This window comes from Capnocytophaga sp. oral taxon 332 str. F0381 (assembly GCF_000318275.2).
Classification (GTDB): Bacteria; Bacteroidota; Bacteroidia; order Flavobacteriales; family Flavobacteriaceae; genus Capnocytophaga; species Capnocytophaga bilenii.
Genome location: NZ_KB291330.1, coordinates 16,798 through 40,530, shown reverse-complemented (window position 1 = coordinate 40,530; position 23,733 = coordinate 16,798). Strand labels below are relative to the sequence as shown.

Genomic DNA, 23,733 nt, shown 5'->3' with positions numbered 1-23,733 from the left:
AATTGCCATAATACAAAAAAATAAGGTGTCCGAAAAGTTTTAAAAGTATGATTGCGCCACACACTTTGTCAAACTTTCAAAGTTTGACAAAGTTAATTGCTCCGATAATCAATGCGCCACACACTTTGGCAAACTTTCAGAGTTTGCCAAAGTTAATTGCTCTGATAATCAATCGTTTTCAATCATATTGTAGGACAATTCGCCCTCACAAAAAAACTTTTCGGACACCCGTTGCGTACTATTATAGTACTTTTAATTTTTTATATTGCTTGTTATTTCACACCGTGCATCATCTGTTGTAGCTTCTTGTTTAGCAAGATCATTACCAATCCACAAAGAATTACAAATGCCGAAATAGCAGTAAAGATAACACTTGCACCTAATTTTTCTACATATGAAGCAATGAAACCTCCTGCTGCATTAGCAAAAAATGCCGCTGTCATCCACACACCCATTAGCAAGCCTGCCAATTTTGGTGGTGAAAGTTTCGTAACAATAGAAAGCCCCACGGGCGATAGGCATAGCTCACCTATAGTGTGTATTAAGTAAGTGAGTACCAGCCACGCAAGACTTGCTTTTACGGCTACATCAGTAGGGTCATTGCCTATAGAGCCTCCGCGTTCGTATACAGCTCCCAGCATAAAGAAGAACCCTACCCCCAAAAGAATCATACCCATACCCATCTTGAAAGGTGTAGTGAGCGTTTGCCCAAACTTACTGCTCCAGATACTTGAAAACACTGGTGCTAATAACACTATAAACAGCGGATTCACCGATTGGAACCAAGCTGTAGGAATTTCATACCCCAATACATTCCTATTGATATAGTTATCAGTGTATAACGTAAGTGAAGACCCCGCTTGTTCAAAGCCTGCAAAAAAGAATATCGCAAAGAAGAAATACACAAAAATTACCACAATACGTTCTTTTTCTTCTTTAGTAAGTGGTCTGTGAGCTTCAGCTTCCGATACATTAGCTGTTTTCTTTCCTCCTTTAGGGTGCAAACCTAAGTCGCCTAAATATTTTTGAGCAAATAGAATAAATATCACTTCACTCACAAGCATTCCCACAGCTGCTGCCGCAAATCCGTATTTATAACCATACGATATTATCACCTCGCCCGTTTCGGGATTAGTAACGTTGCTCGCAAAGATGTTATCAGTAAGCAACCCTGTAAGTAGCGGTGCCAAGAAAGCCCCAAGGTTGATACCCATATAGAAGATAGAAAATGCCGAATCTAAACGCTTGTCACCTGGCTCGTAAAGTCCACCTACAAGTGCCGAAATATTAGGTTTGAAGAACCCATTACCAATAATCAGCAGGAACAGACCTAAGTAAAGCCCAAAATGAGAATGTATCGCAAAGAGCGCAGCCTCTCCCAAGAACATTATAAAGCCCCCTAACAATACCGATTTTCGCTGACCTAAGAAATTATCAGCTATCCATCCACCTATCAGTGGCGTAAAATAAGTAAGACCTGTGGCAAATCCATAAATAAGTGAGGCAAACTGAGGGTCAAAAGCCAAACCACCCTCCAGCCACGTCTTGGTAAGGTATAACATTAGGATACCACGCATACCGTAGTAACTAAAACGCTCCCACATCCCAGTCAAAAAGACTAAATAAAGCCCTTTGGGATGCTTCTTTTTCTCATTTGTTACATTTTCCATCGTTTATAAATCTATTTTAATTAATTTTATTTGTTAATCATATTCCCAAATTTCCCAATTTGCTAATTTCCCAATTTTCTAATTTTCTAATTTCCAAATTACCTCATCGCCTCTTCCCAAAAGCGTGTCATTTGCTGGTATAGCAGCCAGCGCGTATTGCCCGTATAATCGTAAATGCCGTGATTTTTGTCAGGGTAGATACGCCAGTCAAATGTTTTTTGTTCTCCAATAAGCGTGTTTATCAGTACCATAGCATTTTGCACGTGTACATTATCATCAGCACTGCCGTGTATCAGTAAGTATTTACCCTTAAGTTTGGCAGCGTGCGTAATAGGCGAATTGTCGTCATAACCTGCCGCATTTTCTTGTGGTGTACGCATAAAACGCTCTGTATAGATAGTATCGTAAAAACGCCAATTGGTAACAGGAGCTACCGCTACGGCAGCCTTAAATATATCGCCGTGCTGGAATAAGCAGTTAGACGACATAAAGCCCCCAAAGCTCCAGCCCCAAATACCTATGCGCGAAGCATCTACATAAGGATAGCCCCCTACAATTTTAGCCGCTTCCGCTTGGTCTTCCACCTCGTATTTGCCTAATTGTTGGTAAGTGCATTTCTTGAAGTCAGCTCCTTTGAAGCCCGTACCGCGCCCATCTACGCACACCACTATATAACCGCGTTGGGTGAGCATACTATGCCAAAAATCATCATTTCCCCACCATTTGTTAGCCACCTGTTGCGACCCTGGTCCCGAATATTGGTAAAACAACACAGGGTAGCGCTTGTTAGCATCAAAGTCTACCGGCTTTATCATATAAGCATTCAGGGTAGCCTTGCTTGTTTTTAGTTCAAAAAACTCCTTTTTGGGGAGGTTGTATGCTTTTAGCCGTTCCGCATAAGCCTTATTGTCAATGATGTTATGTTGCACTTGCGCCGTTTTGCTATCTCTCAGCACGTATTGTGGTGGCGTTTGTGCATCCGAAAAACTATGGATATACCACTTATAATCGCTGCTAAAAGTAGCCCCATTAGTACCTGCTGCTGCCGACAAGGCTCTTTTGCCCTTGCCGTTTAGCCCTGTTGCATAAACGCCTCTGTTTATAGAACCGTTTTCGGTAGATTGATAGTATAATTCCTTGCTGGTAGTGTCATAACCATAGAAGGCTGTTACCTCCCACGACCCTTTGGTAAGCTGGGTTAGCAATTTGCCTTCAGAGTTGTAATGGTACAAATGCCTATAACCATCGCGTTCCGATAATCTTATAAATCCCCCGTCTTCCAAAAATGTTATAGGAGTATCTTCTATTTCCACATAAGTCTTGCTTTTTTCCTGCAACAGCAGGGTGGTACTTCCAGTAGTCCCTATTCGTAGCAGCTGCCAGTCATTTTGGTGCCTGTTGAGTGTCTGCACTACAAAATTCCCTTTTTTATCGGCTTGCAAACGCGGAATGTAATAAGCCGATATGGGCGATACAAGCGTTTTACCACTTGCCACATCGTATAAATGCAAGCTCACTACCGAATTAGCCTCTCCTGCCTTAGGATATTTAAATCGATCTTGCGTAGGATATAACCCATCGCCATATATATCCATAGAAAATTCAGGCACTTGTTGTTCGTCTGAGCGCACAAAAGCCAATGTACTACCATCAGCACTCCATTCAAAGAGGCGCACCACCCCAAATTCCTCTTCGTATACCCAGTCGGCAGTACCATTGATGATTTTGTTTTTAGCACCATCAAAAGTAATTTGTCGTTCCTCTTTAGTAGCGATGTTGTAGTAATAAAGGTTGTTACCACGAGCGTAAGCCAGCAGTTTCCCGTCAGGTGAAAAGTGAGGCTCGCCAATCTTTTTGTTGCTGATGCGCTGTAGTGTTTTGTTCTTGAGGTGGTATAAGTAATAATCGGCTACAAATGAATGTCGGTAAATGTACTCGCTGTTGGTAGCAATCAGCAGAGTAGTTTCATCAGGTGAGAAGCTATAGTCGTCTATGCGTTGTATTTCTTGGTTCGCAGCATAAAGCCTACCCACTTTTTTAAGAGAGGCAAAATCGTATAAGTTGATTTCTTGTAGATTATTTTGATTGTATTCCAAAATAGTATATTCAGCACTATGGTTCAGTGCCTTAAGGCTGCGAAGGCGTTCAGGATAAAAAGTCCCCTCCTTCCATATATTTTCTAAAGTAATTTGTTGCGCTTGTTGCGCCTGCAAGTAAAACCCACAAAGAGTGAGTACAATAAATAGAAACCGCATAAAATACAAGTAATTTAGCTACAATAATTGCATATAGTGCGCAATATTATGAAATATTTTTAATATAATCGTAATAAAATCCGATTTATTTTCTTTGATTTTTCTTAATACATTGATTATCAGCAAGAAATAGTCATTAATACAAAGCCATTAGCTTGCACCACACACTTTGGCAAACTTTCAGAGTTTGACAAAGTTAATTGCTCTGATAATCAATCACATTGTAGGGGCGATTGGCAAATAGCCCTCACAGAACAAAACTTTTTGCTCCCCCCTCTGAGCCGCACAAACATAAAAAAAAGAGGCTGCCCGAAAGGTTTTGTTTCTGGCAGCCTCTTTTCATTAGCCATTCTTAATTGTTTAGATTGAGGTATATACTAAAGAGTAAAATCAAAAGTAAATGTCTTACTTTGGCAGTTTAGTTGGCAACCATAGTATTTATTCACTTCTTTGCCATCAACAAAAAGATGCGCATCGTAAATACCCAAAGTCAAGCCTTTCACTACCTTGCTTTCACCCGCATTTAGTTGGTATTCCTTGCCGTTCATTTTCACTACACAAGCTTTGCCTGTATTGTTTTTCAAGGTAATTTCACCACGTTCAGCTACTGTAAATTTTACTGTAAATTTAGCACCATCTTTAGTTTTTATAGTGCCTTTTGCTTCGCTGCCACAAGGCATCTTTGCCACGTATGCAAAGTCAGTATTATCTTTAAGCACAAAGGTAGCTACTCCTTTTTCGTTAGTATAACGTGTTTGCTCGTCTACTGTAATTGTAGCATCTTTCACAGGTTTGTTTTCGCTGTCTACCGCTGTAAATGATACCTGTACTTTGGTAGCCAAGGCAATAGTACCTTCTTTAGGTTTGCCGTCCAAGGTCAAAGTAATTTCTTGTACAAAAGGTTCTTCAGCAGTTACCACAAAAAAGTAGTAATCAGGAATATTTTGGTCACGTTTAAAGGTAAAAGTAACCATACCTTGCGCATCAGTAGTGCCTATGAGCGATACACTACCCTCAAAAGCAGGATTTTGTCCCTGCCAGTTGGCTATTTCAGTTTTAACTCCTTGGAAAGCCAAGTCTCCAGCAATGCCATATACTTTCCTGTCTGCCAAAGGCTTACCTCCTTCGGTAACCTTTATTTTTACCACTTGTTGGGCAGGCTGAGCAGGTTGGGTAGTGCCTGTTTGTGTGGTACCTGTTTGGGTAGTAGGCGTTTGTGTAGTCGTACCCGATTGTGTAGTGCCTGTTTGCGTAGTACCTGTTTGGGTAGTAGGCGTTTGCGTAGTCGTACCCGATTGTGTAGTGCCTGTTTGGGTAGTACCCGTTTGTGTAGTAGGCGTCTGGGTCGTAGTGCCCGTATTAGGCTTTTCAGGGGTAGGGGTGTCGTCTTTAGAACATCCCAATACAAAAAGAACGGTTAGGCACATTAGTGCCAAAATAGAATAAAAACTTTTCATTGTATGAATAATAATTGATTAATTTTCAGTTTTATAGCGTTAGTCGTAGTCTTTTTGTTTTTACACTACAAAAGTAATACATTTTTTAATACCCACCAAGAAAAATCTTAACTTTTTTTATAATTTCTTTAGCAGGCTTTAATTTTTTGTGTGTTGGTATAGATAAACTACAAAAAAACTTTGGCAAAGTTCATAGTATTGCGCTATGAGCTTTGCCAAAGTTTTAGTCCTTACTCGTTAAAAAACACCACAATCCAGCGACTAACGACTAAATGCTAACTACTAATTAAATAACTTCGTTTAGGTATGATTTAAGCATCCATACGTTCTTTTCTTGTTCCACAACAAAATCACTGATAAGTGTATTAGTACCCTCATCGTTTATTTCGTCAGAGAAAGTAAGGAGTTCCCTTTCCAAAGGTAGTAAAGCACTAATAGTGTCAATTACCAAGCGTACTGTTTTCTCATCGTCAAAGATGTTTTCACCTACAGGTACAGTAGCGTGCTGTACATAGCTGCTTAGGGTATGGAAAGGCACGCCTCCAAGTGTAAGGATACGTTCTGCAATTTGGTCTACTTGTTCTTGAGCAGCTGTGTAAAGCTCTTCAAACTTTACGTGTAGTTCAAAAAAGCGTTTCCCTTTGATGTTCCAATGTACTCCACGAAGGTTTTGGTAATACGTTTGGTAGTTCGCCAACAAAATGTTTAGCAATTCCACTTCTTTTTCTACTTTGGCTTTGTCAAGCCCTAAGGTATTTAAACTCATAATTATGTTTTATTTTTTAGTTTTACGCTGCAAAGATAATAAGTTTTTTAGATAATAAAATTAAAAACTAATAGATTTTTTTGATTTTAATATAATGATTTGATTAATAGCTCAATTTTAGTCTTTAGTAGTTAAAATGTATGGTGAAGTCTGTTTATACTAGTCATTCGATTAGCCTCACATACTCGGCTACTTTCCTTCGATTATCCTTCGCTCAACCTTCGCTCAACCTTCGCTCGCATTCTTGCCTGCTTTTGTTGGCTGAAGGCTTAGTGAAGAGGTTAATGGTGAATGATAAATTGCCAATTACCATTATTTTACTACCTTTGCGCTCTAAAAAACGTTACGGCTATGAAAAAACGTCTCTTCTTACTCGATGCTTATGCCCTTATCTTTAGGGGCTACTATGCTTTTATCAAGAACCCTCGTATCAATTCCAAAGGACTGAACACTTCTGCTATTTTGGGTTTTATGAATTCTCTTTTTGATGTAATGAAAAAAGAGCGACCTCATCATTTAGCAGTGGCTTTTGACAAGGGGGGAAGTGTAGCTCGTACAGAACTCTTTACCGACTATAAGGCTAACCGCGAAGAAACCCCTGAGGCTATCCGTATAGCTATCCCTTACATACATCAAATTCTCAACGCTCTGCATATCCCTATTATAGAAAAAGAGGGCTACGAGGCGGATGATATTATCGGTACACTTGCCAAACAGGCTGAAAAACAAGATTTTGAAGTCTATATGGTTACCCCCGATAAGGATTATGCCCAGCTGGTGAGCGACAATATCTTTATGTATCGCCCTGCCCGCAATGGCAATGAGGTAGAAATATGGGGGGTGAAAGAAGTACAAGAGAAATTTGAAGTGCAAAACCCCTTGCAGGTGATTGATTTTCTCGGTATGATGGGCGATGCGGTCGATAATATTCCTGGGCTTCCTGGGGTGGGCGAAAAAACCGCTAAAAAACTCCTTGCCGACTTTGGCTCTTTGGAAAATCTTCTTGCCAATACCGACCAACTGAAGGGTAAGCTACGCGAAAATATAGAAAACAACAAAGAAAAGGGTATCCTTTCCAAGCAGCTGGCTACTATTATGCTCGATGTGCCCGTAACTTTTGATGCTGAAGATTGTAAGGTCTCTACTCCTGATTTTGAAGCGGTAGGAAAACTTTTTGACGAACTGGAATTTCGTCAGTTATTAGTCAATTTTCAGAAAGTGTACCAACCAGAAGTGGTAGCGCAACCCAATCAGAAAGCCACTGCTATGACTGCAATGCAGTTAGACCTTTTTGCTGAACCACAAATGGCAGCAGTAGAGAGAAAAACCGCTGCCAATACAGAACACTTGTATCAGTTGGTCGATACGCCTATGGCTTGTCAGTTGCTTTTGCAGAGCTTGTTGCAGCAAAAAGAGGTGTGTTTTGATACCGAAACTACTGCTATTGATGCTCTTGAGGCTGAATTGGTAGGTATTTCGTTTTGTTGGTCGGCTCATAAGGCTTATTATGTGCCTTTTCCTGCCGAAAAAGAGGCGGCTACTGCCTTGCTAAACGTTTTTCGCCCGTTTTTTGAACATAAAGATATCGCTAAGGTAGGTCAGAATTTGAAATATGACTTGAAGGTACTGCAAAATTATGGTCTTGAGGTACAGGGGGCTTTGTTTGATACGATGATAGCACACTACCTTATCAACCCCGATATGCGCCATAATATGGATTTGCTGTCCGAGACTTATTTGGGGTATACACCCATTGCTATTGAACGCTTGATTGGCAAGGGGAAATCGCAGCGCTCAATGCGTACTGTCCCTTTGAATGAGGTGAAAGAATACGCTGCCGAAGATGCCGATGTAACTTGGCAGCTGAAAGATATTTTTAAGGCTGAACTGCCTAAAGTGAACGCTCAGAAAATATATAACGACTTGGAAATGCCTTTGCTGAAGGTGCTTGCAGCTATGGAACGCGAGGGGGTAAATCTAGACGTGCCTTATCTGAAAGAATACGCCAAAACCTTAGATGCCGAAAGTGCCCAATTGGAAACTGCCATAGCCGAGCAAGCGGGAGAAGCCTTCAACTTAGGGTCGCCTAAGCAATTAGGTGATATTCTTTTTGAAAAGCTGAAAATAGATAGCAAACCGAAGAAGACCAAAACGGGGCAGTATGCTACTTCCGAAGAGGTGTTGGCGCCTTTTGCTGCTAAGCACAAAATAGTAGCCGATATATTAGAATGGCGACAAGTGCAGAAGCTAAAATCTACCTATGTAGATGCCTTGCCTTTGGAGGTGAACCCTCGCACAGGGCGGGTGCATACTACTTATATGCAGACGGTGGCTGCTACCGGTAGGCTTAGTAGCAACAATCCCAACTTGCAAAATATTCCTATTCGTACGCCTCGCGGTCAGCAGGTGCGCAAAGCGTTTATTGCCCGTAATGAAGATTATGTACTCCTTTCAGCCGACTATTCGCAAATTGAATTGCGCATTATTGCAGCTTTGAGCGAAGAGCATAATATGATTGAATCGTTCTTGCACGGCGAGGATATTCACAGAGCAACAGCCGCAAAAGTGTTTGGCGTGCCTTTAGAAGCGGTAACGCGAGAGCAGCGCAGCCACGCCAAAACGGTGAATTTTGGGATTATCTACGGAGTGTCGGCTTTTGGGCTTTCGGCTCAAACCGACCTGAGCAGGTCGGAAAGCAAGGAGCTGATAGATACGTACTACGCTACCTACCCCAATTTGCGCAATTATATCAATAAACAGATACGTTTTGCTCAAGAACACGGCTATGTAGAGACGGTATTGGGCAGACGCCGTTATTTACCCGATATTCACTCGCGCAATCAAGTGGTGCGCGGGGCGGCTGAGCGCAATGCGGTGAATGCACCTATACAAGGGTCGGCAGCCGATATTATTAAAATTGCTATGATTCGCATTTATGAGCAACTGCAAGCGCAGCAATTGCAAACGCGTATGCTGCTACAAGTGCACGATGAGTTGGTGTTTGATGTTCCTAAAAATGAATTAGAAGTGGTAAAACCGCTTGTAAAAGAAGCTATGGAAAATGCCTTTAAACTTTCGGTGCCATTAGTTGCCGATTTAGGTATAGGCAACAACTGGCTCGATGCGCATTAAAAAAATGTAATATGTCTAAAAAGAATCAATCAAACCGATTAACAACCCAACATACAGCATCAAAAGGAGTAGTAGGTATATTTGGTGCTGAATCGAAATGGCACGATATAGCCGTAAGTGAGGTTTCTCAACTTGTAATGGAACAGCTTCAAAAAGATTTTCCATTACTCTCTTTTCGATATAGAACAAGTGTAAAAAAGGAAGAAATAAATGCGGCTTTAAGAAAAATAGATGCGGCTTTAGGACAAACACTCTTTTTGCCTAATGCTAGTATTATTCCCGATGGGGGCTTGATAGAAGTGAAAGATGATAAAGGTAATTGGAGAATAATCTTAATATCGGAAGCTAAACATCAGGGTAAGGATATAGAGAATATTAGGGCAGGAAAATTGGTAGGAGTGAATGATGACCAAGACTTAATGCGTGCGGGGAATGCTATAGAAAGAGCTCATAAGAATATAGCCGAAATGGCTAATTTGATGTTAGCAGAGTCTCATTTTCCGTATGTATTGTTTTTAGAAGGTTCTAATTTCTTGACTGAAACTATTGAAGTAATACGCACTGATGGAAGAGTGGTAACACTTGAATATAATTCGGCTAAACTCAATAGATTGGATAAACTTACAGCAGCTAATTACGGAATGCCCATCAACACTAATTTATGTGAAAATAAATTTGTAAAACACAAAGATAAGTTGATTATGTTACAAGCAGCATCAATATATACACAAGGGAATGGTGAAAAATGGAATCCCCAAGCAATGTTTGATGTGATGCTTGAGGTCTCTAAAACTTCTTTGAAAGTATTAGGAAGTGAATTGTTTGCTCAATTAACTCAAAAATAAAATGGCACGAAAAGCGACAAATATCTTGTTACAAAAAGCTAAGAAATCTAAAAATGACGAGTTTTATACCCAACTTTCGGATATTGAAAAAGAGTTGCAATATTACAAGAGTCATTTTCAGGATAAGGTAGTGTTTTGTAATTGCGATGACCCATATACAAGTAACTTTTTTAAGTATTTTGTTTCAAACTTTAAGGAATTAGGGCTTAAAAAAGTTATAGCGGCTTGTTATAAGGAACAAACACTTGATTTGTTTCAGCCTAAAGAAAAAGAAAGGGGTTTTTTTGCTGAATATAGCGGAGATGAAATAGAGGTGAAACAGTTTAAAGGAGATGGTGATTTTCGTAGCAAAGAAAGTATTACATTACTTGAAAAAGCTGATATAGTAGTAACCAATCCTCCGTTTTCGTTATTTCGCGAATATGTAGCACAATTAGTAGCTTATAACAAGAACTTTTTGATTATAGGTAATATCAATGCGATTACTTATAAAGAAATTTTTAAGTTGATACAAGAGAATAAAGTGTGGCTGGGCGTACATTTTGGCAGAGGAATTTCAGGTTTTATAGTGCCTGAATACTATGAACTTTATGGTACAGAAACCCAAATAGACGCTTTTGGTAACCGAATTATATCTCCTAATAATTGCTTATGGCTTACAAATTTGGATAATTTTAAACGACACGAAGATTTAGTACTTACTAAAAACTATTTTGGCAATGAAAGCAATTATCCACAATACGACAATTATAATGGTATTCATATTGATAGAACGGAAAATATACCATTAGATTATACGGGGGATATGGGAGTGCCGATAACTTTTCTGCATAAATTCAATCCTAATCAGTTTGAAATTGTGAAGTTTAGAAAAGGAGATAATGAAAAAGATTTATCAGTAAATGGTAAAAGCCCTTATTTTAGAATATTAGTAAAGAATAAACGTCTTTCTTTTGTTAATTGTTAATTATCAATTTTATTTATGTACAAAACCTTTCCTAAAAAACGCTATCAAAAAACTTTGAGTATTTTAAAAGAATATGCTCCTCAGGGGAGTACGATTCTAGATGTAGGGGTGAAAAATCCTTTTACAGAGGTTATGCTCAAAGAGGGCTATAAGGTGCTGAATACTTCGGGGCAGGATTTAGACTTTCAAGCCGATACGCTACAGGCTTTTGAAGCCGACTTTACGGTTGCCTTAGAGATATTAGAACATTTGGTGAATCCGTTGGCGGTGTTGCAACATATCCCTACTAAAAAAGTGCTTATCACAGTGCCTTTGCGCTTGTGGTTTGCTAAGGCTTATCGCAATACTTCCGACCCTCGCGACTGTCATTACCACGAGTTTGAAGATTGGCAACTGGATATGCTCCTAGAAAAAGCAGGCTTCCGCATTATTTATCGCGAAAAATGGACGCACCCCGTAGGTAAAATAGGCTTCCGACCTTTGTTGCGTTATTTTACTAACAGATATTACGCTGTAGTGGCTGAAAAACTAAAATAATCACATCTATATAAATATAAAAAAATGACAAAAAAACTAACAATTGTAAGTATTATCCCGCTACTGATATTTGTAGCTATTTTCTTGAGTAGTGGTTTGTATTTTGATAACTTTTACTCGCTACCTGCTCCTATTATTGCACTTTTTGCAGTGGTGATAGCGCTTCTTATTTACAAAGCGCCTATGAATGAGAAAATAGCGCTTTTCTTTAAAGGTGCTGGCGATAGCAATGTGTTGCAGATGTGTGTTATTGCTCTTTTGGCTGGGGCATTTGCATCGGTAGCTAAAGCCTCTGGTAGTATTGATAGTATTGTGAATATGGGTATGTACTATATTTCGCCTCAATACTTTCCTGTAGGTATATTTGTTATAGCATCGTTTTTGTCGTTTGCTACGGGCACTTCGGTAGGTACTATAATGACACTTTCGCCAATAGTTTTCAATTTGGCTACTGAAAGCCACTCCAATACGGCACTTATAGGGGCTTCATTGCTTTCGGGGGCTATGTTTGGTGATAATCTTTCGCTGATTTCCGATACTACTATTGCCGCTACTCAGTCGCTGGGGTGTAAAATGAATGAAAAGATGAAAGCCAATGGTAAAATAGCCCTGCCAATGGCGTTACTTTCAATGGTAATACTCATTTTGATAGGCAACCCCGAAGCGCAAAACTTCACCCATAGCGAAGCCTACAACAACTTCAATGTAGTGCTTATCCTGCCATATATAGCGGTAGTAATCATTTCGCTTTTTGGGATAAATGTGTTTGTCTCGCTTTTCTTGGGGATACTCTTTGCTGGGGTAATAGGAATGGCTTATGGCAAATACGGCTTTTTAGACTTTACGCAACACACCTATAAAGGCTTTATGGATATGGCTGATATCTTCTTCCTGTACTTTATCATCGGTGGATTGGCACTGCTAGTAGAGCATTTTGGAGGCATTCAGTACCTGATGAACTTGATTGCGAAGCGTATCAGAGGGGCATCTTCAGCATTGCTCGGTATGGGCTTTTTGGTAACCGTAGCCGATGTGTGTGTGGCTAATAATACGGTGGCTATACTTATTGTTTCGAAGATTAGCAAGCGCATCAGCGAGGAGTTTAAAATTCCGTTGCGCAATGCGGCTTCGGTGTTAGATATTTTTTCGTGTTACGCACAAGGGCTCATACCCTATGGAGCCCAAGTAATTGGTTTGTACCAATTTGCTCATACAATGGACTACGGAGAGCTGGTAATGTACTCTATTTATTTGCATCTGCTGCTGATAGGTACATTAGTATATATCAAGCTAAACACTCAGAAACCTTCTAAAACTAATCTTTAACTATTGTTTAACAACGAGAAATATAAAAGAGTATTACATTTGCAGGAAATTTAAAAAAAACGAACAGATGAAAAAGATTTTACTAAGCTTTTTAGCCACAGCTACAATTTTGGTGAGCTGTAACAAAAATGACGACACACCCAACAATCCCCAACAGAGCTCAAGCTTGCTAAAGAAAATCATTGAAAAAGATGAAGAAGGCAAGATAGACGAAGTGCGTGCGTTTACCTATAAAAATAACCTCCTTACTACAATCGCTACTGATGAATACAATAATGGTGTACAAACAGGTACTACTATGATTGCCACTTATAGCTATGAGGGGAACCTTTTAAAAGAAGCGAAGACAGCAGGAAGTGAAGTGAAATACTACTATGAAAATGGGAAGATTTCAATAAAGACTGAAAAGTATACAGAGCGTACTGGTTATATTAGTAGCTATACCGACCAATACACCTATGAGGGCAACCAAATTGCTACTATATTGCGAACTCAGTCGGCAACTGTATTTGTGAATGGTGGTGCGCAAAGCGGTACAGCCCATTGGAAAAAACAATACACTTATAGTGGTAATACTATAACCGAAGTAGAAACCCATTATACTAAAGATAAAAATGGAGCTGTTATACAAAATTACTATGGTTCTCAAACTAAAACTACTGTTTATACCATTGCTAATGGTAATATACTAAAAGTGATAAATGACGAAGGGACTACAGAATATGAGTATGACAATCACCCTAATCCTTTATATGAAATACAACAGTTGGCTACTATAGCAGATCCAGAACTATTGCTTGATGAGGAGAATACTAAAAATAACATTACAAAAGTTATTAGAACAGAGCAACGTTTATCAAAGAAGGAGGTAACAACTTGTGAATATCGTTATAACGCTGCTGGATACCCTATTGAAAAGAAAGTATATAAAGAAGATAATGGGGTGCGAGAATTTGAAGGTAGTGCCGAGTATCAATACTAAAAAGAATTACGCCAAAGGCTCAGAATAAAGAAATCCCCGTGCTGGTTAAGTGCGGGGATTTTTGTTTATTAAACCTAAAGTTTTGTGTTTTGGCAATAGTGTTGTAGGTTATAAGGTTGAGTTTTAGGAGTTTTTATTCCAAATAATATCTTGAGCAAATTCACTGAGGAGCTTAGGATTATTTTGTATGATCCAATACTTAAAACCCAAAAACTCTCGATTTATGGTTAATTCCTCTTGTAAAACAAGCCTTGTTTCTTCATTATCAGCCATCAAGAAGTTATTGATGGCTTTCTGAAAAGCATTCATTTTACTGAGAAAATCTTCAAAAAAGCGTTCTTCTTTTGTTTTTCTCATTTTATGAGTGCCATTAAAAATTCTCTCTAAAAGAGAGAGCGTTTGTTGTACTTCTGTAGAAGCTGAAGTACCCACCTGCTTAAAGACTGCTTTTTTATTGAGATAATCTAACTCTTGAGTAATAAGACTTTCTATAGGCTCTTGGGCAGGATTCAATATATCATCAAAGAGATTACTTTTCTTGCCATTACAATAACTACAAGATAAAAAAAGATTATGCCAATCGTATTTTTCTTCGGGAAAATGTTCTTGGCTATGAAGGTGTTCCACTTGAAAATCAGTAGTTAGCACTCGCTCACACAGATAACATTTACCCTGATGATCGGCGATAAGTTGCTGTTTTACCTCTTCAGAATCATATTTTTTTTGAGCAGATAAGGATTCAGGCGGTGTTGTTTTTTTGAATACTTTTATCATACTTCCAAAGAGTTTATAACAGCTATATATTGGTTCTTCAAGCGAAGGTATTCGCCTACTATCAAGGGAGAAACAACTTCGGGGATTTTATCAAAATCATTGATAAGGCTTTTTAGTTCGCTTTTTTCACTGCTCAGAAGTGTTTCTTTTTCTAAGAGTTTTTTGAGCTTATCCAATTGCATTTCGGCATAGCTAGAAGAGGTTCTTACCCCAAAATATCCCTCCGCCAAAGATTCATACGAATATTCGGTAAGATCATCTACCAACTCTTGGTGCTCTAAATCAAAAGCAATGGCATTACCTATAGAGTTTAGTACAAAAGGAGAATGGGTAGTAACGATAAATTGTATGTTGGGGAATAGCTGGGTGAGCAAAGGTAATACCAAGCGCTGTAGTTCTAAGTGCAAATGCGTTTCTACCTCATCTATCAGCACAATTCCTTTCTGCTGGTAAGCTCTGGTGAGGGTGTCCTTACGCTGCATTTTTAGGATAAGGTCTATAATGATTTCCAGCACAGCCGCAAAACCATCAGACATTTCAGTAAATTTAAATGTTTTGCCTTGGGTAAGTATCTGAAAAGAATAATCTTTATAATTAAATAGCAACTGAAGTGCTTCATCTTGAAATACTTTCTTTAGAAGTATTTCAAAATCAACAAACCAAGTTTTTATGATATCAGCTTCGCTATCTAATTTTTCATTACGAGCTAAGGCTTCTTGTATTTTAAGGTCGGACAAAAAGTTTAAAAACTCTATGGTAGCGATTTCTTTAGTGTTCCATACTTCTTTAATAGTCGGTTTGGTAGGGTTTAGGGGTTCATTAATCACTACTTTTCGGGTGGCTTGATAGAAAGCAATGATAAATTCCCCTTTTTGGTATTTACTTATAAAGTCATCTATATTGTAGAAATCAACTTTTACTTCGCCAAAATAAAAAGCGCATTGTTCTTTGTAAGATGCTAACCATCTCTCATTTTCAACACCATTATCCCCATTGTTTAACTTATCTTCATAGTATTTTATATTCTGTTCGAGGTCTAAAAAATTATAAGAGTTATATACTATATTTTCCAAATGATTAGCTATAGCCTGAAGTACAGATGTTTTCCCGCTCCCATTTTTTCCTGTAAGGATAAGATGAGGGTAAGTGTCATTCTCTATAGGAATGTCTATATTCTGAAGGTGTCGTATCTTATTGATATGTATTTTATGGATATATCTCATAATAGGCTGAAAAATGTTTGTTTTTGCAAATGTACAAAAATATATTAACAAATATGTGTTTTATTGCTTTCTAAATTATAATAATCTAATTGTTACCTAACTTCTCGGTTGCCTTCTTTTTGATGAGGCTGTCCAAAAAGTTTTAAAAGTATGATTGCACCACACACTTTGGCAAACTTTCAGAGTTTGCCAAAGTTAATTACTCTGATAATCAATCACTTTTATTCACATTGTAGGGGCGATTGGCAAATCGCCCTCACGAAACAAAACTTTTCGGACACCCTCATTTTTTTTATTGCTGATGAATATGTTCTTTTCGTTAAGCAGGATAATTAAGATTCTCATCAGTAAGGTGATAGAGTGTTTCTTCTAAATACTTTTTAGCTTCGTACTTTGCCATAGGCAAATTGTTGTTGTAGAAATTGCCGCATTCCATAGCCGAAGCACCAGGGATTTCCCCTTCAAAGGAAGCGATATACTCAAAAAGTTCGGTGATGAGCGGGGCAATATCTCGTGAAGTATAGTCGCCAGCAAGGATAAGATAGTTACCTGTCATACAGCCCATTGGTCCCCAGTAAATAATTTTATCTTTCCACTGAGGGTTGTTGCGCAGCCAAGTGGCTGCAAGGTGTTCAATCGTGTGTATTTCGGGGCTGCCCAATACAGGTTCTCGGTAGGGTAATTTCATACGAATATCAAACGAAGTAAGCACTTCATTGCCTACGTAATCTTTACGTGATACATAAATGCCACGAGCGAGTCTCAAGTGGTCTATACAAAAGCTTGCAATTCTATCCATATAGTTTGATGTTTAGCGTTTAAGGCACAAAAGTAGTAAATTAATTGGTAAAATTAGTTGTTTCAGGCTACAAAGATAGGAGAAAATTAGGAAATTAGCAAATTAGCAAATTAGGAAATTAGCAAATTAGAAAATATACCTTCAAACGCCATATCCCCAGCGAACCTTGAGCGAAGGTTCAGCGAAGGTTCAGCGAAGGTTCAGCGAAGGATGAGCGAAAGATAACGCACCGAAGATAAGCGCACCCTAGCTATTAAGTAAATTTGCTCGTATAAAATATTATTTGTAGTTTTGTAGCCGAAAAAATAAATCTTTTTCACAATGTCACCAAAATCCAAAAAACCAAACAAACCATATATCCCTCATAAGCACCCTAACCTTGTAGCTTTAAGTAAGAAAATAGAAGATACCAAAGAAAAACACATACATAATATAAATGCACTTTCTAAATCACTAAATAACCATATCGCTATACTTAGCAATTTTGTAAGCCACGATATTAAAAACTCAGTGCAGAGTATAGATAGTATTATTTCTTCTAATACCTTAGAAGAGCTTACCGAAAAAGATATAGATAATTTGAAACTAAATTTGCAAATGATAAGGGATACCATTGATAATTTATCAAAGTTAGCCCCTTATGGCAAAGAAGAAAGTTTTGAATTTAAAGAAGTTATAAATGCTATAGAATTACTAAATAGAGAAAATTTCCGAGACATTCACTTTGTTAAAGAAATCCCAAAGCAAGATATTTATTTTCATCTATCTTTCCAAACAGTTCTACAAATGATAAACAATGTAGTTATCAATGCAGTAAAAGCACTTGAAAATACAAAAAATATTACTGAAAAAAGAATAAAAATCTCGGCTCGACAAGAAAATGATAAATTTGTTTTACAAGTATATGACAATGCACACCCTATTACCTTTCCCAACCCTAAAAAAATATTTGATTATGGAGTATCATCTACAGGAGGTTCGGGCATAGGGCTCTATCACGTTCAGTGGTTGTGCACTTCATACAAAGGAGATATACAAGTACACCCATTAGCCTCTGGCGGTCTTTATACTAAATGTTTTACCATAACACTCCCTTTATAATATGAAAAGAAGCGTATTAATTATAGAAGATATAGAAACACAAGCAAAAGCTCTTAATAAAGAATTAGGAAAATTACTCCCCCATACCGATTTTTATTACGCTTATGATGAAAATGAAATTGATAATGCTATTGAAAGCCGATACTTTTCAGTAGCCATTGTCGATTTGCGTATGGACGGATTTAAAACCGATGGGGTGGGATTTATCAAAAAAATAATAGAATACAACCCCTTTGCAAAAGTTATAATCGTTTCAGCTTTTAAAGCCGAATATTTTTCTCATATAAAAGACCTGCTCTTAACAGGAAAAATTATTGATGTAGTAGAAAAAAAAGACTTTGATGTTTTTACTAAAGAATTGGCATCTCTTATTGATAATTATCACAATGAGACCATAGCCAACCTTAGCGAAATAAATACTGCCTTGTTAGAGTATTACGCCAAGGCTAAAAACGAACCCGATACCTACAAAAAAGGAGAACTTTTTGAGCACTTCATAAGTATGCTCTTTCAATCAATTGGCTTTAATAATATCAGTAAGCGTGTGAAAGATAAATCGCTAAATGAAGTAGATTTAATTGTGAGAAATGAGATAGATGATAGTTTTATCAATAAGTTTGGTAAATATATTTTGGTAGAATGTAAAAATAAGCCGAATGAAAAAGTAGATAAAAATACGTTCATTGTATTTAAAGAAAAACTATCGGCTACTAATGGGCTTGCCGAGCTGGGTGTTTTAGCCACTACGGGCTATATCGCTCGCAATACCTACATAGAAGCGGTGAGGACTTCGCACGAACAGCGCAAAATTATCTTTTTTTCAAATGTAGAAATAGAAAGGCTTATTCTATCGTCATCTAAATTAGAGACTTTTAAAAAAATAATTGATAACCAAGTGAAAGATAATTAATGAACATCGCTTTAGACGCTAAACGCGCTTTCCACAACACACGCGGGCTCGGTAACTATAGTCGTGACTTGATTCGTATGCTCCAAGAGTATAAGGTGGGACATTTGTACCTATTCAATCCTCAAAAACGCAAATTTTTAGGGGTGAAAATTGATGAAAACACTACTGAAATCACGCCTCAATCTTTCTTCTGGAAAAAGCTTAAAAGCCTGTGGCGCAGCCTGAAAATTACAGCAATAGCTCGTGATTTGCCTATTGATATCTATCACGGACTTTCGGGCGAAATTCCTCGCAATATCCATCGCTACATTCCCACAGTAGTTACCATTCACGACCTTATCTTTATGCGCTACCCGCAGCTCTATTCCTTTTTTGACAGAAAAATGCACTACCGCAAGTTTCTGTACGCTGCCCACAACGCCCAGCATATCATCGCCATTAGCGAACAAACCAAGCAAGATATCATTCACTATTTAGGCGTCCCCGAAAATAAAATAAGCGTTGTTTATCAAGGTTGCCATAAAGCCTTTAAGCAAACCTATACCGAAGCCGAAAAAGCAGCAGTACGCACCAAATACCAGCTGCCCGAACGCTTTGTGCTAAATGTAGGCGCGATAGAGCCTCGCAAAAACGCTCTCGAAATAGTAAAAGCAATTGCTCCTTTGCCGGACTTCTCATTGGTGCTGGTAGGCAAGCAAACGGCTTATTACCAGCAAATAAGAAACTATGCCCAGCAACACCATATGGAACACAGAGTGCAAGCGCTCACAGGCGTAACGATGGAAGAATTGGCGATTATCTATCAGCTATCTGAGGTGTTTTGTTATCCTTCGGTATTTGAGGGTTTTGGTATTCCTATTATTGAGGCGCTCTTTTCGGGCGTTCCCGTAATAACCACACAAGGCAGCTGTTTTCCCGAAGCGGGGGGCGAAGGGAGTATTTACATTTCGTTGGATAATGCAGCTGATGAGATATGCGAGGCGATAAAGCGCATCAGTAGCGACCGTGTTTTGCGAGAAGAGATGATAGAGAAAGGCTATGCCCACGCGCAGCATTTTACTGACGAAGCCGTATATCAGCAGCTAATGGCAGTATATAAAAAAAACGAACAGCTATAAACTGTTCGTTTTTTTATGTTTTAAACTTTTGGGGAGTACCCGTTTATGGTTTAGGGTGTATTTTAGCAGCGTAAGTACTCCATTTAGCGGCTGTTTTGTAATCGTTCACTGATATAGCAGGTACATAGATATTAGGGATTTGGTCTGCATTCAAGCCAAAGAAGATATCATCACCTAAAGTAGGAGGGTTGAGCGCATCAATCGTAATGCTTTGCAATGCGCTACAGTATCCAAAAACAAGGTCATCAATCTTTTCTACAGAAGCAGGTAAGAATACTTTAGTAAGAGCTCTACAGCTAGCAAAAGCTACTTCGCCTATTTGCTTAACTTCTGAGCCTCTTAAGTCTACTTGTGTAAGAGCCTGACAAGAGTGAAATGCACCTCTACTTATAACCCCTACTTTCCCAAAAGTTACTTCTTTTAGGTCGTAACAATTAGAAAACATACCGTTAGAAATTTCAGTAGTATAAGGCAATTGTACAGATACTATATGCGAGCGACTGAAAGCATCTTTGCCGAAAACTACATTAGAGGTAGTGTTAAACTTTACACCTCCTGTAAGTTTTGTGCCTGCAAAAGCACTTTCACCTATTTCTTTTAAGCTATTAGGTAATACAATAGAGGTAAGATTTGAACCTTTGAAGGCTTCAAATCCTATAGTGTTTACTCTTTGCAGCTTGCTGTCAGCTTGCATATCAAGAGTAGTGGTGCTGCTGTTTGTCCATTTCACTAAAGTAAGTCCGTCTGCGTTTAATTGATAATCGCTGGCAGGTACATCGTTTTTGTTTTCATTGTCATCGCTTTTACTACAACTTGCAAAAGCCAAAACAGCTAAAGAAGCTGCTAAAAAAATGCTTTTTTTCATATTGATTTATTTTTTACAATAAAATTTGCAGCAAAAGTACAGCTTATCCCCCAAACTTGCAGTTAAACAAAAGTTAAATTTGTGTTTTGATGTACAAACAATTTTCTCTTTTTTATAGAAAAAATTTCTGCCTACACTTACCCTATACAAACGATATAAGAGCAATATAAGAAGAGCGAAGAATTGCCGAAGTATAAACGCCTATTCGCGCCACTCGCCTTAATAATTAATTGCTTTTACTTACATTGTAAGAGAATTGTTTTTCACCATCACAGAGTAGAATTTTGTTAATTACTTAATTATCAAATCAGCAAATTGACTAACTATTTTTTTTCTTAAAAAATATATAAAATTATTTGGCAGATAAAGAAAAATATCGTAACTTCGCAACCAAATAAACAAAAAGAAGAAAAAAGATGAGAAGAATAATTTTATTGCTGAGCTTTTTGATGCTTCAGCTTTTAATGGCACAACAACAAGCTTCACCCAACGGTGATGTACAGCTCTCTTTTTCGCTTTCAGCTAATGGCACTCCTACCTATAAAGTTAGCTATAAAGGAAAAGAGGTAGTAAAAGAGAGTACGTTGGGGTTCCTTCTAAAAGAAACAGACCCTCTTACTGGTGATTTCAAAGTAGTAAATAGCAAAAAAACTACTTTCAAAGAAACTTGGAAACCCGTATGGGGTGAAGAAAGCGAAATTCTAAACCACTACAACGAACTTTTGGTAGAGCTACGCCAAGAGAAAACCAATCGCTTGATGAATATACGCTTCCGCGTGTATGATGAAGGGGTGGGTTTCCGCTATGAGTTCCCTACACAAAAAGAGCTTACTTATTTTGTGATAGAGGAAGAATTGTCGCAATTTGCAATGGCAGGCGACCATACTGCTTGGTGGATACCCGGTGATTACGATACCCAAGAGTATGATTATATGGAAAGCAAGCTATCTGAAATACGCGGCTTGATGAAACAAGCGGTTACTGAAAACGTATCGCAGTATGCTTTTTCGCCTACAGGCGTACAAACTTCACTAATGATGAAAACCAATGATGGCTTGTATATCAACCTCCACGAAGCAGCATTGGTAGACTACTCGCTGATGAACCTCAATTTAGATGATAAAAACTTCATCTTCCAATCGTGGCTAACCCCCGATGCTAAAGGTGACAAAGGCTATCTTTATACGCCTACCAAAACTCCTTGGCGTACTATAATGGTGAGCGATGATGCTCGCAAAATATTGGCTTCACGCCTTATCCTCAACCTCAATGAACCTTGCGCTATTGCCGATACTTCGTGGATAAAACCCGTGAAATATATAGGTGTATGGTGGGAAATGATTACAGGCAAAAGCTCTTGGGCTTATACCAACGACTTGCCTACCATAAAATTGGACGAGGTAGATTACAGCAAAGTAAAACCTAATGGAACTCACGCTGCTAATAACCAAAAAGTACGTGCTTATATTGATTTTGCTGCCAAACACGGCTTCGACCAAGTGCTTATAGAAGGCTGGAATATAGGCTGGGAAGACTGGTTCGGGCACCGCAAAGATTACGTGTTTGACTTTGTAACGCCTTATCCCGACTTTGACCTCAAAGGGCTTAACGACTACGCGCATTCTAAAGGCGTAAAACTGATGATGCACCACGAAACTTCTGGTTCTACTCGCAACTACGAACGCCACTTGCACCAAGCTTACCAACTGATGAAAGATTATGGTTACAACTCAGTGAAAAGTGGTTATGTAGGTGATATTTTGCCTATAGGAGAGCATCATTATAGCCAATCTACAATTAATCACTATCTTTATGCAATAAAAGAGGCAGCCAAATACAAAATTATGGTAAATGCTCACGAGGCAGTGCGCCCTACGGGTCTATGCCGCACTTATCCTAATATGATAGGTAATGAGTCAGCACGCGGTACTGAATACGAGGCTTTTGGAGGTAACAAACCTTTCCACACTACTATTTTGCCTTTCACCCGCTTGCAAGGGGGACCTATGGACTATACTCCTGGTATCTTCGAAACCGAGATGAAATACGTAAATCCTAACAATAATAGTCAGATACGCAGTACCTTAGCAAAGCAATTGGCGTTGTATGTAACAATGTACAGTCCGTTGCAAATGGCAGCCGATTTGCCTGAAAATTACGACCGCTTCCTCGATGCTTTTCAGTTTATTAAAGATGTACCTGTAGACTGGCAAAAAAGCGAATACTTAGAAGCTGAACCTGGTCGCTACATCACTATTGCGCGTAAAGACAAGCACAGCGATGATTGGTATATAGGCTGTACTGCTTATGAGGGCGGACACGCTTCAGAATTGTTGCTCAGCTTCTTAGATAAGGATAAAAAATACGAAGCTACTATCTATGCCGATGCTAAAGATGCTGATTATATGAAAAATCCGAAGGCATATACGATTACTAAGCAAAAAGTAAATGCTAAAACTAAGCTCAAAATCACCGCTGCACACGGTGGTGGCTATGCTATAAGAATTAGCAAATTAGGAAATTAGGAAATTAGCAAATGAGAAAATTAGCAAATTAGCAAATGAGTAGTATGAGTATTTGCTAATTTTCAAACTTTCAAATTCTCAAATTCTCAAATTAACCAATAATTGTTATGGAAAAACCTAATGTGATTTTAGAAAAGACTTTTTCATTTTCTTTAAGAATTGTGGAGCTTTGTAATGTTTTGGAAGAACGTAGAAAGTATGCTATTGCAAATCAATTATTAAGATCGGGCACTTCTATAGGAGCTAATGTGAGAGAAGCGCAGAATGCAGAAAGTCAGCAGGATTTTATCCATAAGTTTAAAATTGCAGCTAAGGAGGCTGAAGAAACAATGTATTGGTTAGATATATGTTTATATTCAAGAGATTACCCTGATACTCAAGTAGAGAAACAGGAATTACGGAATATAATCTATATAATGAATAGTATAATAGGAACAATGAAAAAGAAAATTAGCAAATGAGCAAATTAGCAAATGAGCAA

The 23,733-nt window shown here is 38.3% G+C and carries 19 protein-coding genes; 11 read left to right on the top strand and 8 right to left on the bottom strand.

Going from position 1 to position 23,733, the window contains the following annotated elements:
• Positions 1–272 precede the first annotated feature (272 nt).
• The 4 genes from HMPREF9075_RS08865 to HMPREF9075_RS08850 form a co-directional block, all read right to left on the bottom strand.
• Positions 273–1,670, bottom strand: a complete 1,398-nt coding sequence (locus HMPREF9075_RS08865; RefSeq protein WP_009416209.1) for a peptide MFS transporter — start codon at positions 1,668–1,670, stop codon at positions 273–275.
• A 98-nt stretch (positions 1,671–1,768) separates the two neighbouring features.
• Positions 1,769–3,925: a S9 family peptidase gene (locus HMPREF9075_RS08860; protein ID WP_009416208.1), complete on the bottom strand. Its 2,157-nt coding sequence runs from the start codon at positions 3,923–3,925 to the stop codon at positions 1,769–1,771.
• A gap of 377 nt (positions 3,926–4,302) precedes the next feature.
• A complete protein-coding gene (locus tag HMPREF9075_RS08855; protein WP_009416206.1) occupies positions 4,303–5,382 on the bottom strand; it encodes a hypothetical protein in 1,080 nt (359 codons plus the stop codon).
• Between the two features lie 286 nt (positions 5,383–5,668).
• Positions 5,669–6,148: a Dps family protein gene (locus HMPREF9075_RS08850; protein WP_009416205.1), complete on the bottom strand. Its 480-nt coding sequence runs from the start codon at positions 6,146–6,148 to the stop codon at positions 5,669–5,671.
• Between the two features lie 351 nt (positions 6,149–6,499).
• On the opposite strand from HMPREF9075_RS08850, the gene polA reads away from it, so the two are divergent.
• The 6 genes from polA (at position 6,500) to HMPREF9075_RS08820 (ending at position 13,937) form a co-directional block, all read left to right on the top strand.
• On the top strand, positions 6,500–9,280 hold the full coding sequence (polA, locus tag HMPREF9075_RS08845; RefSeq protein ID WP_009416204.1) for a DNA polymerase I: 2,781 nt from the start codon (positions 6,500–6,502) through the stop codon (positions 9,278–9,280).
• Between the two features lie 11 nt (positions 9,281–9,291).
• Positions 9,292–10,125 (top strand): EcoRI family type II restriction endonuclease, encoded by an 834-nt coding sequence (locus tag HMPREF9075_RS08840; RefSeq protein WP_009416203.1) that lies wholly within the window; start codon positions 9,292–9,294, stop codon positions 10,123–10,125.
• Between the two features lies 1 nt (position 10,126).
• Positions 10,127–11,092 carry an adenine-specific methyltransferase EcoRI family protein gene (locus HMPREF9075_RS08835; RefSeq protein ID WP_009416202.1) on the top strand — a complete coding sequence of 322 codons (966 nt, stop codon included), beginning with the start codon at positions 10,127–10,129 and terminating at the stop codon, positions 11,090–11,092.
• Between the two features lie 15 nt (positions 11,093–11,107).
• Entirely contained in the window at positions 11,108–11,629 is a 522-nt protein-coding gene (locus HMPREF9075_RS08830; protein ID WP_009416201.1) for a bifunctional 2-polyprenyl-6-hydroxyphenol methylase/3-demethylubiquinol 3-O-methyltransferase UbiG, read from the top strand.
• 24 nt (positions 11,630–11,653) lie between these two features.
• Positions 11,654–12,955, top strand: coding sequence for a Na+/H+ antiporter NhaC family protein (locus HMPREF9075_RS08825; protein ID WP_009416200.1), 1,302 nt, complete (start codon positions 11,654–11,656; stop codon positions 12,953–12,955).
• Positions 12,956–13,022: 67 nt separating this feature from the next.
• Positions 13,023–13,937 carry a hypothetical protein gene (locus tag HMPREF9075_RS08820; RefSeq protein ID WP_009416199.1) on the top strand — a complete coding sequence of 305 codons (915 nt, stop codon included), beginning with the start codon at positions 13,023–13,025 and terminating at the stop codon, positions 13,935–13,937.
• Positions 13,938–14,060: 123 nt separating this feature from the next.
• Here the strand turns inward: HMPREF9075_RS08820 and HMPREF9075_RS08815 are convergent, their stop codons facing one another.
• The 3 genes from HMPREF9075_RS08815 to HMPREF9075_RS08800 all read right to left on the bottom strand — a co-directional run bounded on the left by HMPREF9075_RS08815 (position 14,061) and on the right by HMPREF9075_RS08800 (position 16,733).
• Positions 14,061–14,711, bottom strand: a complete 651-nt coding sequence (locus HMPREF9075_RS08815) for an HNH endonuclease (RefSeq protein ID WP_009416198.1) — start codon at positions 14,709–14,711, stop codon at positions 14,061–14,063.
• Entirely contained in the window at positions 14,708–15,934 is a 1,227-nt protein-coding gene (locus tag HMPREF9075_RS08810; protein WP_009416197.1) for an ATP-binding protein, read from the bottom strand. The genes HMPREF9075_RS08815 and HMPREF9075_RS08810 overlap by 4 nt, the downstream gene beginning before the upstream one ends.
• Before the next feature lie 319 nt (positions 15,935–16,253).
• Positions 16,254–16,733, bottom strand: coding sequence for an S-ribosylhomocysteine lyase (locus HMPREF9075_RS08800; protein WP_009416195.1), 480 nt, complete (start codon positions 16,731–16,733; stop codon positions 16,254–16,256).
• Between the two features lie 321 nt (positions 16,734–17,054).
• Between HMPREF9075_RS08800 and HMPREF9075_RS08795 the strand changes: the two genes are divergently transcribed.
• From HMPREF9075_RS08795 to HMPREF9075_RS08785, 3 genes are read left to right on the top strand one after another with little or no spacing between them, the layout of a single operon-like run.
• Positions 17,055–17,834, top strand: a complete 780-nt coding sequence (locus HMPREF9075_RS08795) for a HAMP domain-containing sensor histidine kinase (RefSeq protein WP_009416194.1) — start codon at positions 17,055–17,057, stop codon at positions 17,832–17,834.
• 1 nt (position 17,835) lies between these two features.
• Positions 17,836–18,744: a restriction endonuclease gene (locus tag HMPREF9075_RS08790; protein ID WP_009416193.1), complete on the top strand. Its 909-nt coding sequence runs from the start codon at positions 17,836–17,838 to the stop codon at positions 18,742–18,744.
• Positions 18,744–19,862, top strand: a complete 1,119-nt coding sequence (locus HMPREF9075_RS08785; protein WP_009416192.1) for a glycosyltransferase family 1 protein — start codon at positions 18,744–18,746, stop codon at positions 19,860–19,862. The genes HMPREF9075_RS08790 and HMPREF9075_RS08785 overlap by 1 nt, the downstream gene beginning before the upstream one ends.
• A gap of 43 nt (positions 19,863–19,905) precedes the next feature.
• On the opposite strand, the gene HMPREF9075_RS08780 is transcribed toward HMPREF9075_RS08785, so the two are convergent.
• Positions 19,906–20,727 carry a leucine-rich repeat domain-containing protein gene (locus HMPREF9075_RS08780; RefSeq protein WP_009416191.1) on the bottom strand — a complete coding sequence of 274 codons (822 nt, stop codon included), beginning with the start codon at positions 20,725–20,727 and terminating at the stop codon, positions 19,906–19,908.
• Positions 20,728–21,143: 416 nt separating this feature from the next.
• On the opposite strand from HMPREF9075_RS08780, the gene HMPREF9075_RS08775 reads away from it, so the two are divergent.
• Both HMPREF9075_RS08775 and HMPREF9075_RS08770 read left to right on the top strand, forming a co-directional pair.
• On the top strand, positions 21,144–23,252 hold the full coding sequence (locus HMPREF9075_RS08775; RefSeq protein WP_034557327.1) for a glycoside hydrolase family 97 protein: 2,109 nt from the start codon (positions 21,144–21,146) through the stop codon (positions 23,250–23,252).
• Positions 23,253–23,359: 107 nt separating this feature from the next.
• A complete protein-coding gene (locus HMPREF9075_RS08770; RefSeq protein WP_009416188.1) occupies positions 23,360–23,713 on the top strand; it encodes a four helix bundle protein in 354 nt (117 codons plus the stop codon).
• The last annotated feature ends 20 nt before the right edge of the window (positions 23,714–23,733 follow it).

Bases quoted from the DNA above. Each gene is read 5' to 3' on its own strand.
- HMPREF9075_RS08770 (WP_009416188.1), top strand. From the start codon at position 23,360: ATGGAAAAACCTAATGTGATTTTAGAAAAGACTTTTTCATTTTCTTTA.
- HMPREF9075_RS08830 (WP_009416201.1), top strand. From the start codon at position 11,108: ATGTACAAAACCTTTCCTAAAAAACGCTATCAAAAAACTTTGAGTATT.
- HMPREF9075_RS08780 (WP_009416191.1), bottom strand. From the start codon at position 20,727: ATGAAAAAAAGCATTTTTTTAGCAGCTTCTTTAGCTGTTTTGGCTTTT.
- HMPREF9075_RS08855 (WP_009416206.1), bottom strand. From the start codon at position 5,382: ATGAAAAGTTTTTATTCTATTTTGGCACTAATGTGCCTAACCGTTCTT.
- HMPREF9075_RS08810 (WP_009416197.1), bottom strand. From the start codon at position 15,934: ATGAGATATATCCATAAAATACATATCAATAAGATACGACACCTTCAG.
- HMPREF9075_RS08820 (WP_009416199.1), top strand. From the start codon at position 13,023: ATGAAAAAGATTTTACTAAGCTTTTTAGCCACAGCTACAATTTTGGTG.
- HMPREF9075_RS08795 (WP_009416194.1), top strand. From the start codon at position 17,055: ATGTCACCAAAATCCAAAAAACCAAACAAACCATATATCCCTCATAAG.
- HMPREF9075_RS08850 (WP_009416205.1), bottom strand. From the start codon at position 6,148: ATGAGTTTAAATACCTTAGGGCTTGACAAAGCCAAAGTAGAAAAAGAA.
- HMPREF9075_RS08865 (WP_009416209.1), bottom strand. From the start codon at position 1,670: ATGGAAAATGTAACAAATGAGAAAAAGAAGCATCCCAAAGGGCTTTAT.
- HMPREF9075_RS08800 (WP_009416195.1), bottom strand. From the start codon at position 16,733: ATGGATAGAATTGCAAGCTTTTGTATAGACCACTTGAGACTCGCTCGT.
- HMPREF9075_RS08840 (WP_009416203.1), top strand. From the start codon at position 9,292: ATGTCTAAAAAGAATCAATCAAACCGATTAACAACCCAACATACAGCA.
- polA (WP_009416204.1), top strand. From the start codon at position 6,500: ATGAAAAAACGTCTCTTCTTACTCGATGCTTATGCCCTTATCTTTAGG.
- HMPREF9075_RS08860 (WP_009416208.1), bottom strand. From the start codon at position 3,925: ATGCGGTTTCTATTTATTGTACTCACTCTTTGTGGGTTTTACTTGCAG.
- HMPREF9075_RS08835 (WP_009416202.1), top strand. From the start codon at position 10,127: ATGGCACGAAAAGCGACAAATATCTTGTTACAAAAAGCTAAGAAATCT.
- HMPREF9075_RS08815 (WP_009416198.1), bottom strand. From the start codon at position 14,711: ATGATAAAAGTATTCAAAAAAACAACACCGCCTGAATCCTTATCTGCT.
- HMPREF9075_RS08775 (WP_034557327.1), top strand. From the start codon at position 21,144: ATGAGAAGAATAATTTTATTGCTGAGCTTTTTGATGCTTCAGCTTTTA.
- HMPREF9075_RS08790 (WP_009416193.1), top strand. From the start codon at position 17,836: ATGAAAAGAAGCGTATTAATTATAGAAGATATAGAAACACAAGCAAAA.
- HMPREF9075_RS08825 (WP_009416200.1), top strand. From the start codon at position 11,654: ATGACAAAAAAACTAACAATTGTAAGTATTATCCCGCTACTGATATTT.
- HMPREF9075_RS08785 (WP_009416192.1), top strand. From the start codon at position 18,744: ATGAACATCGCTTTAGACGCTAAACGCGCTTTCCACAACACACGCGGG.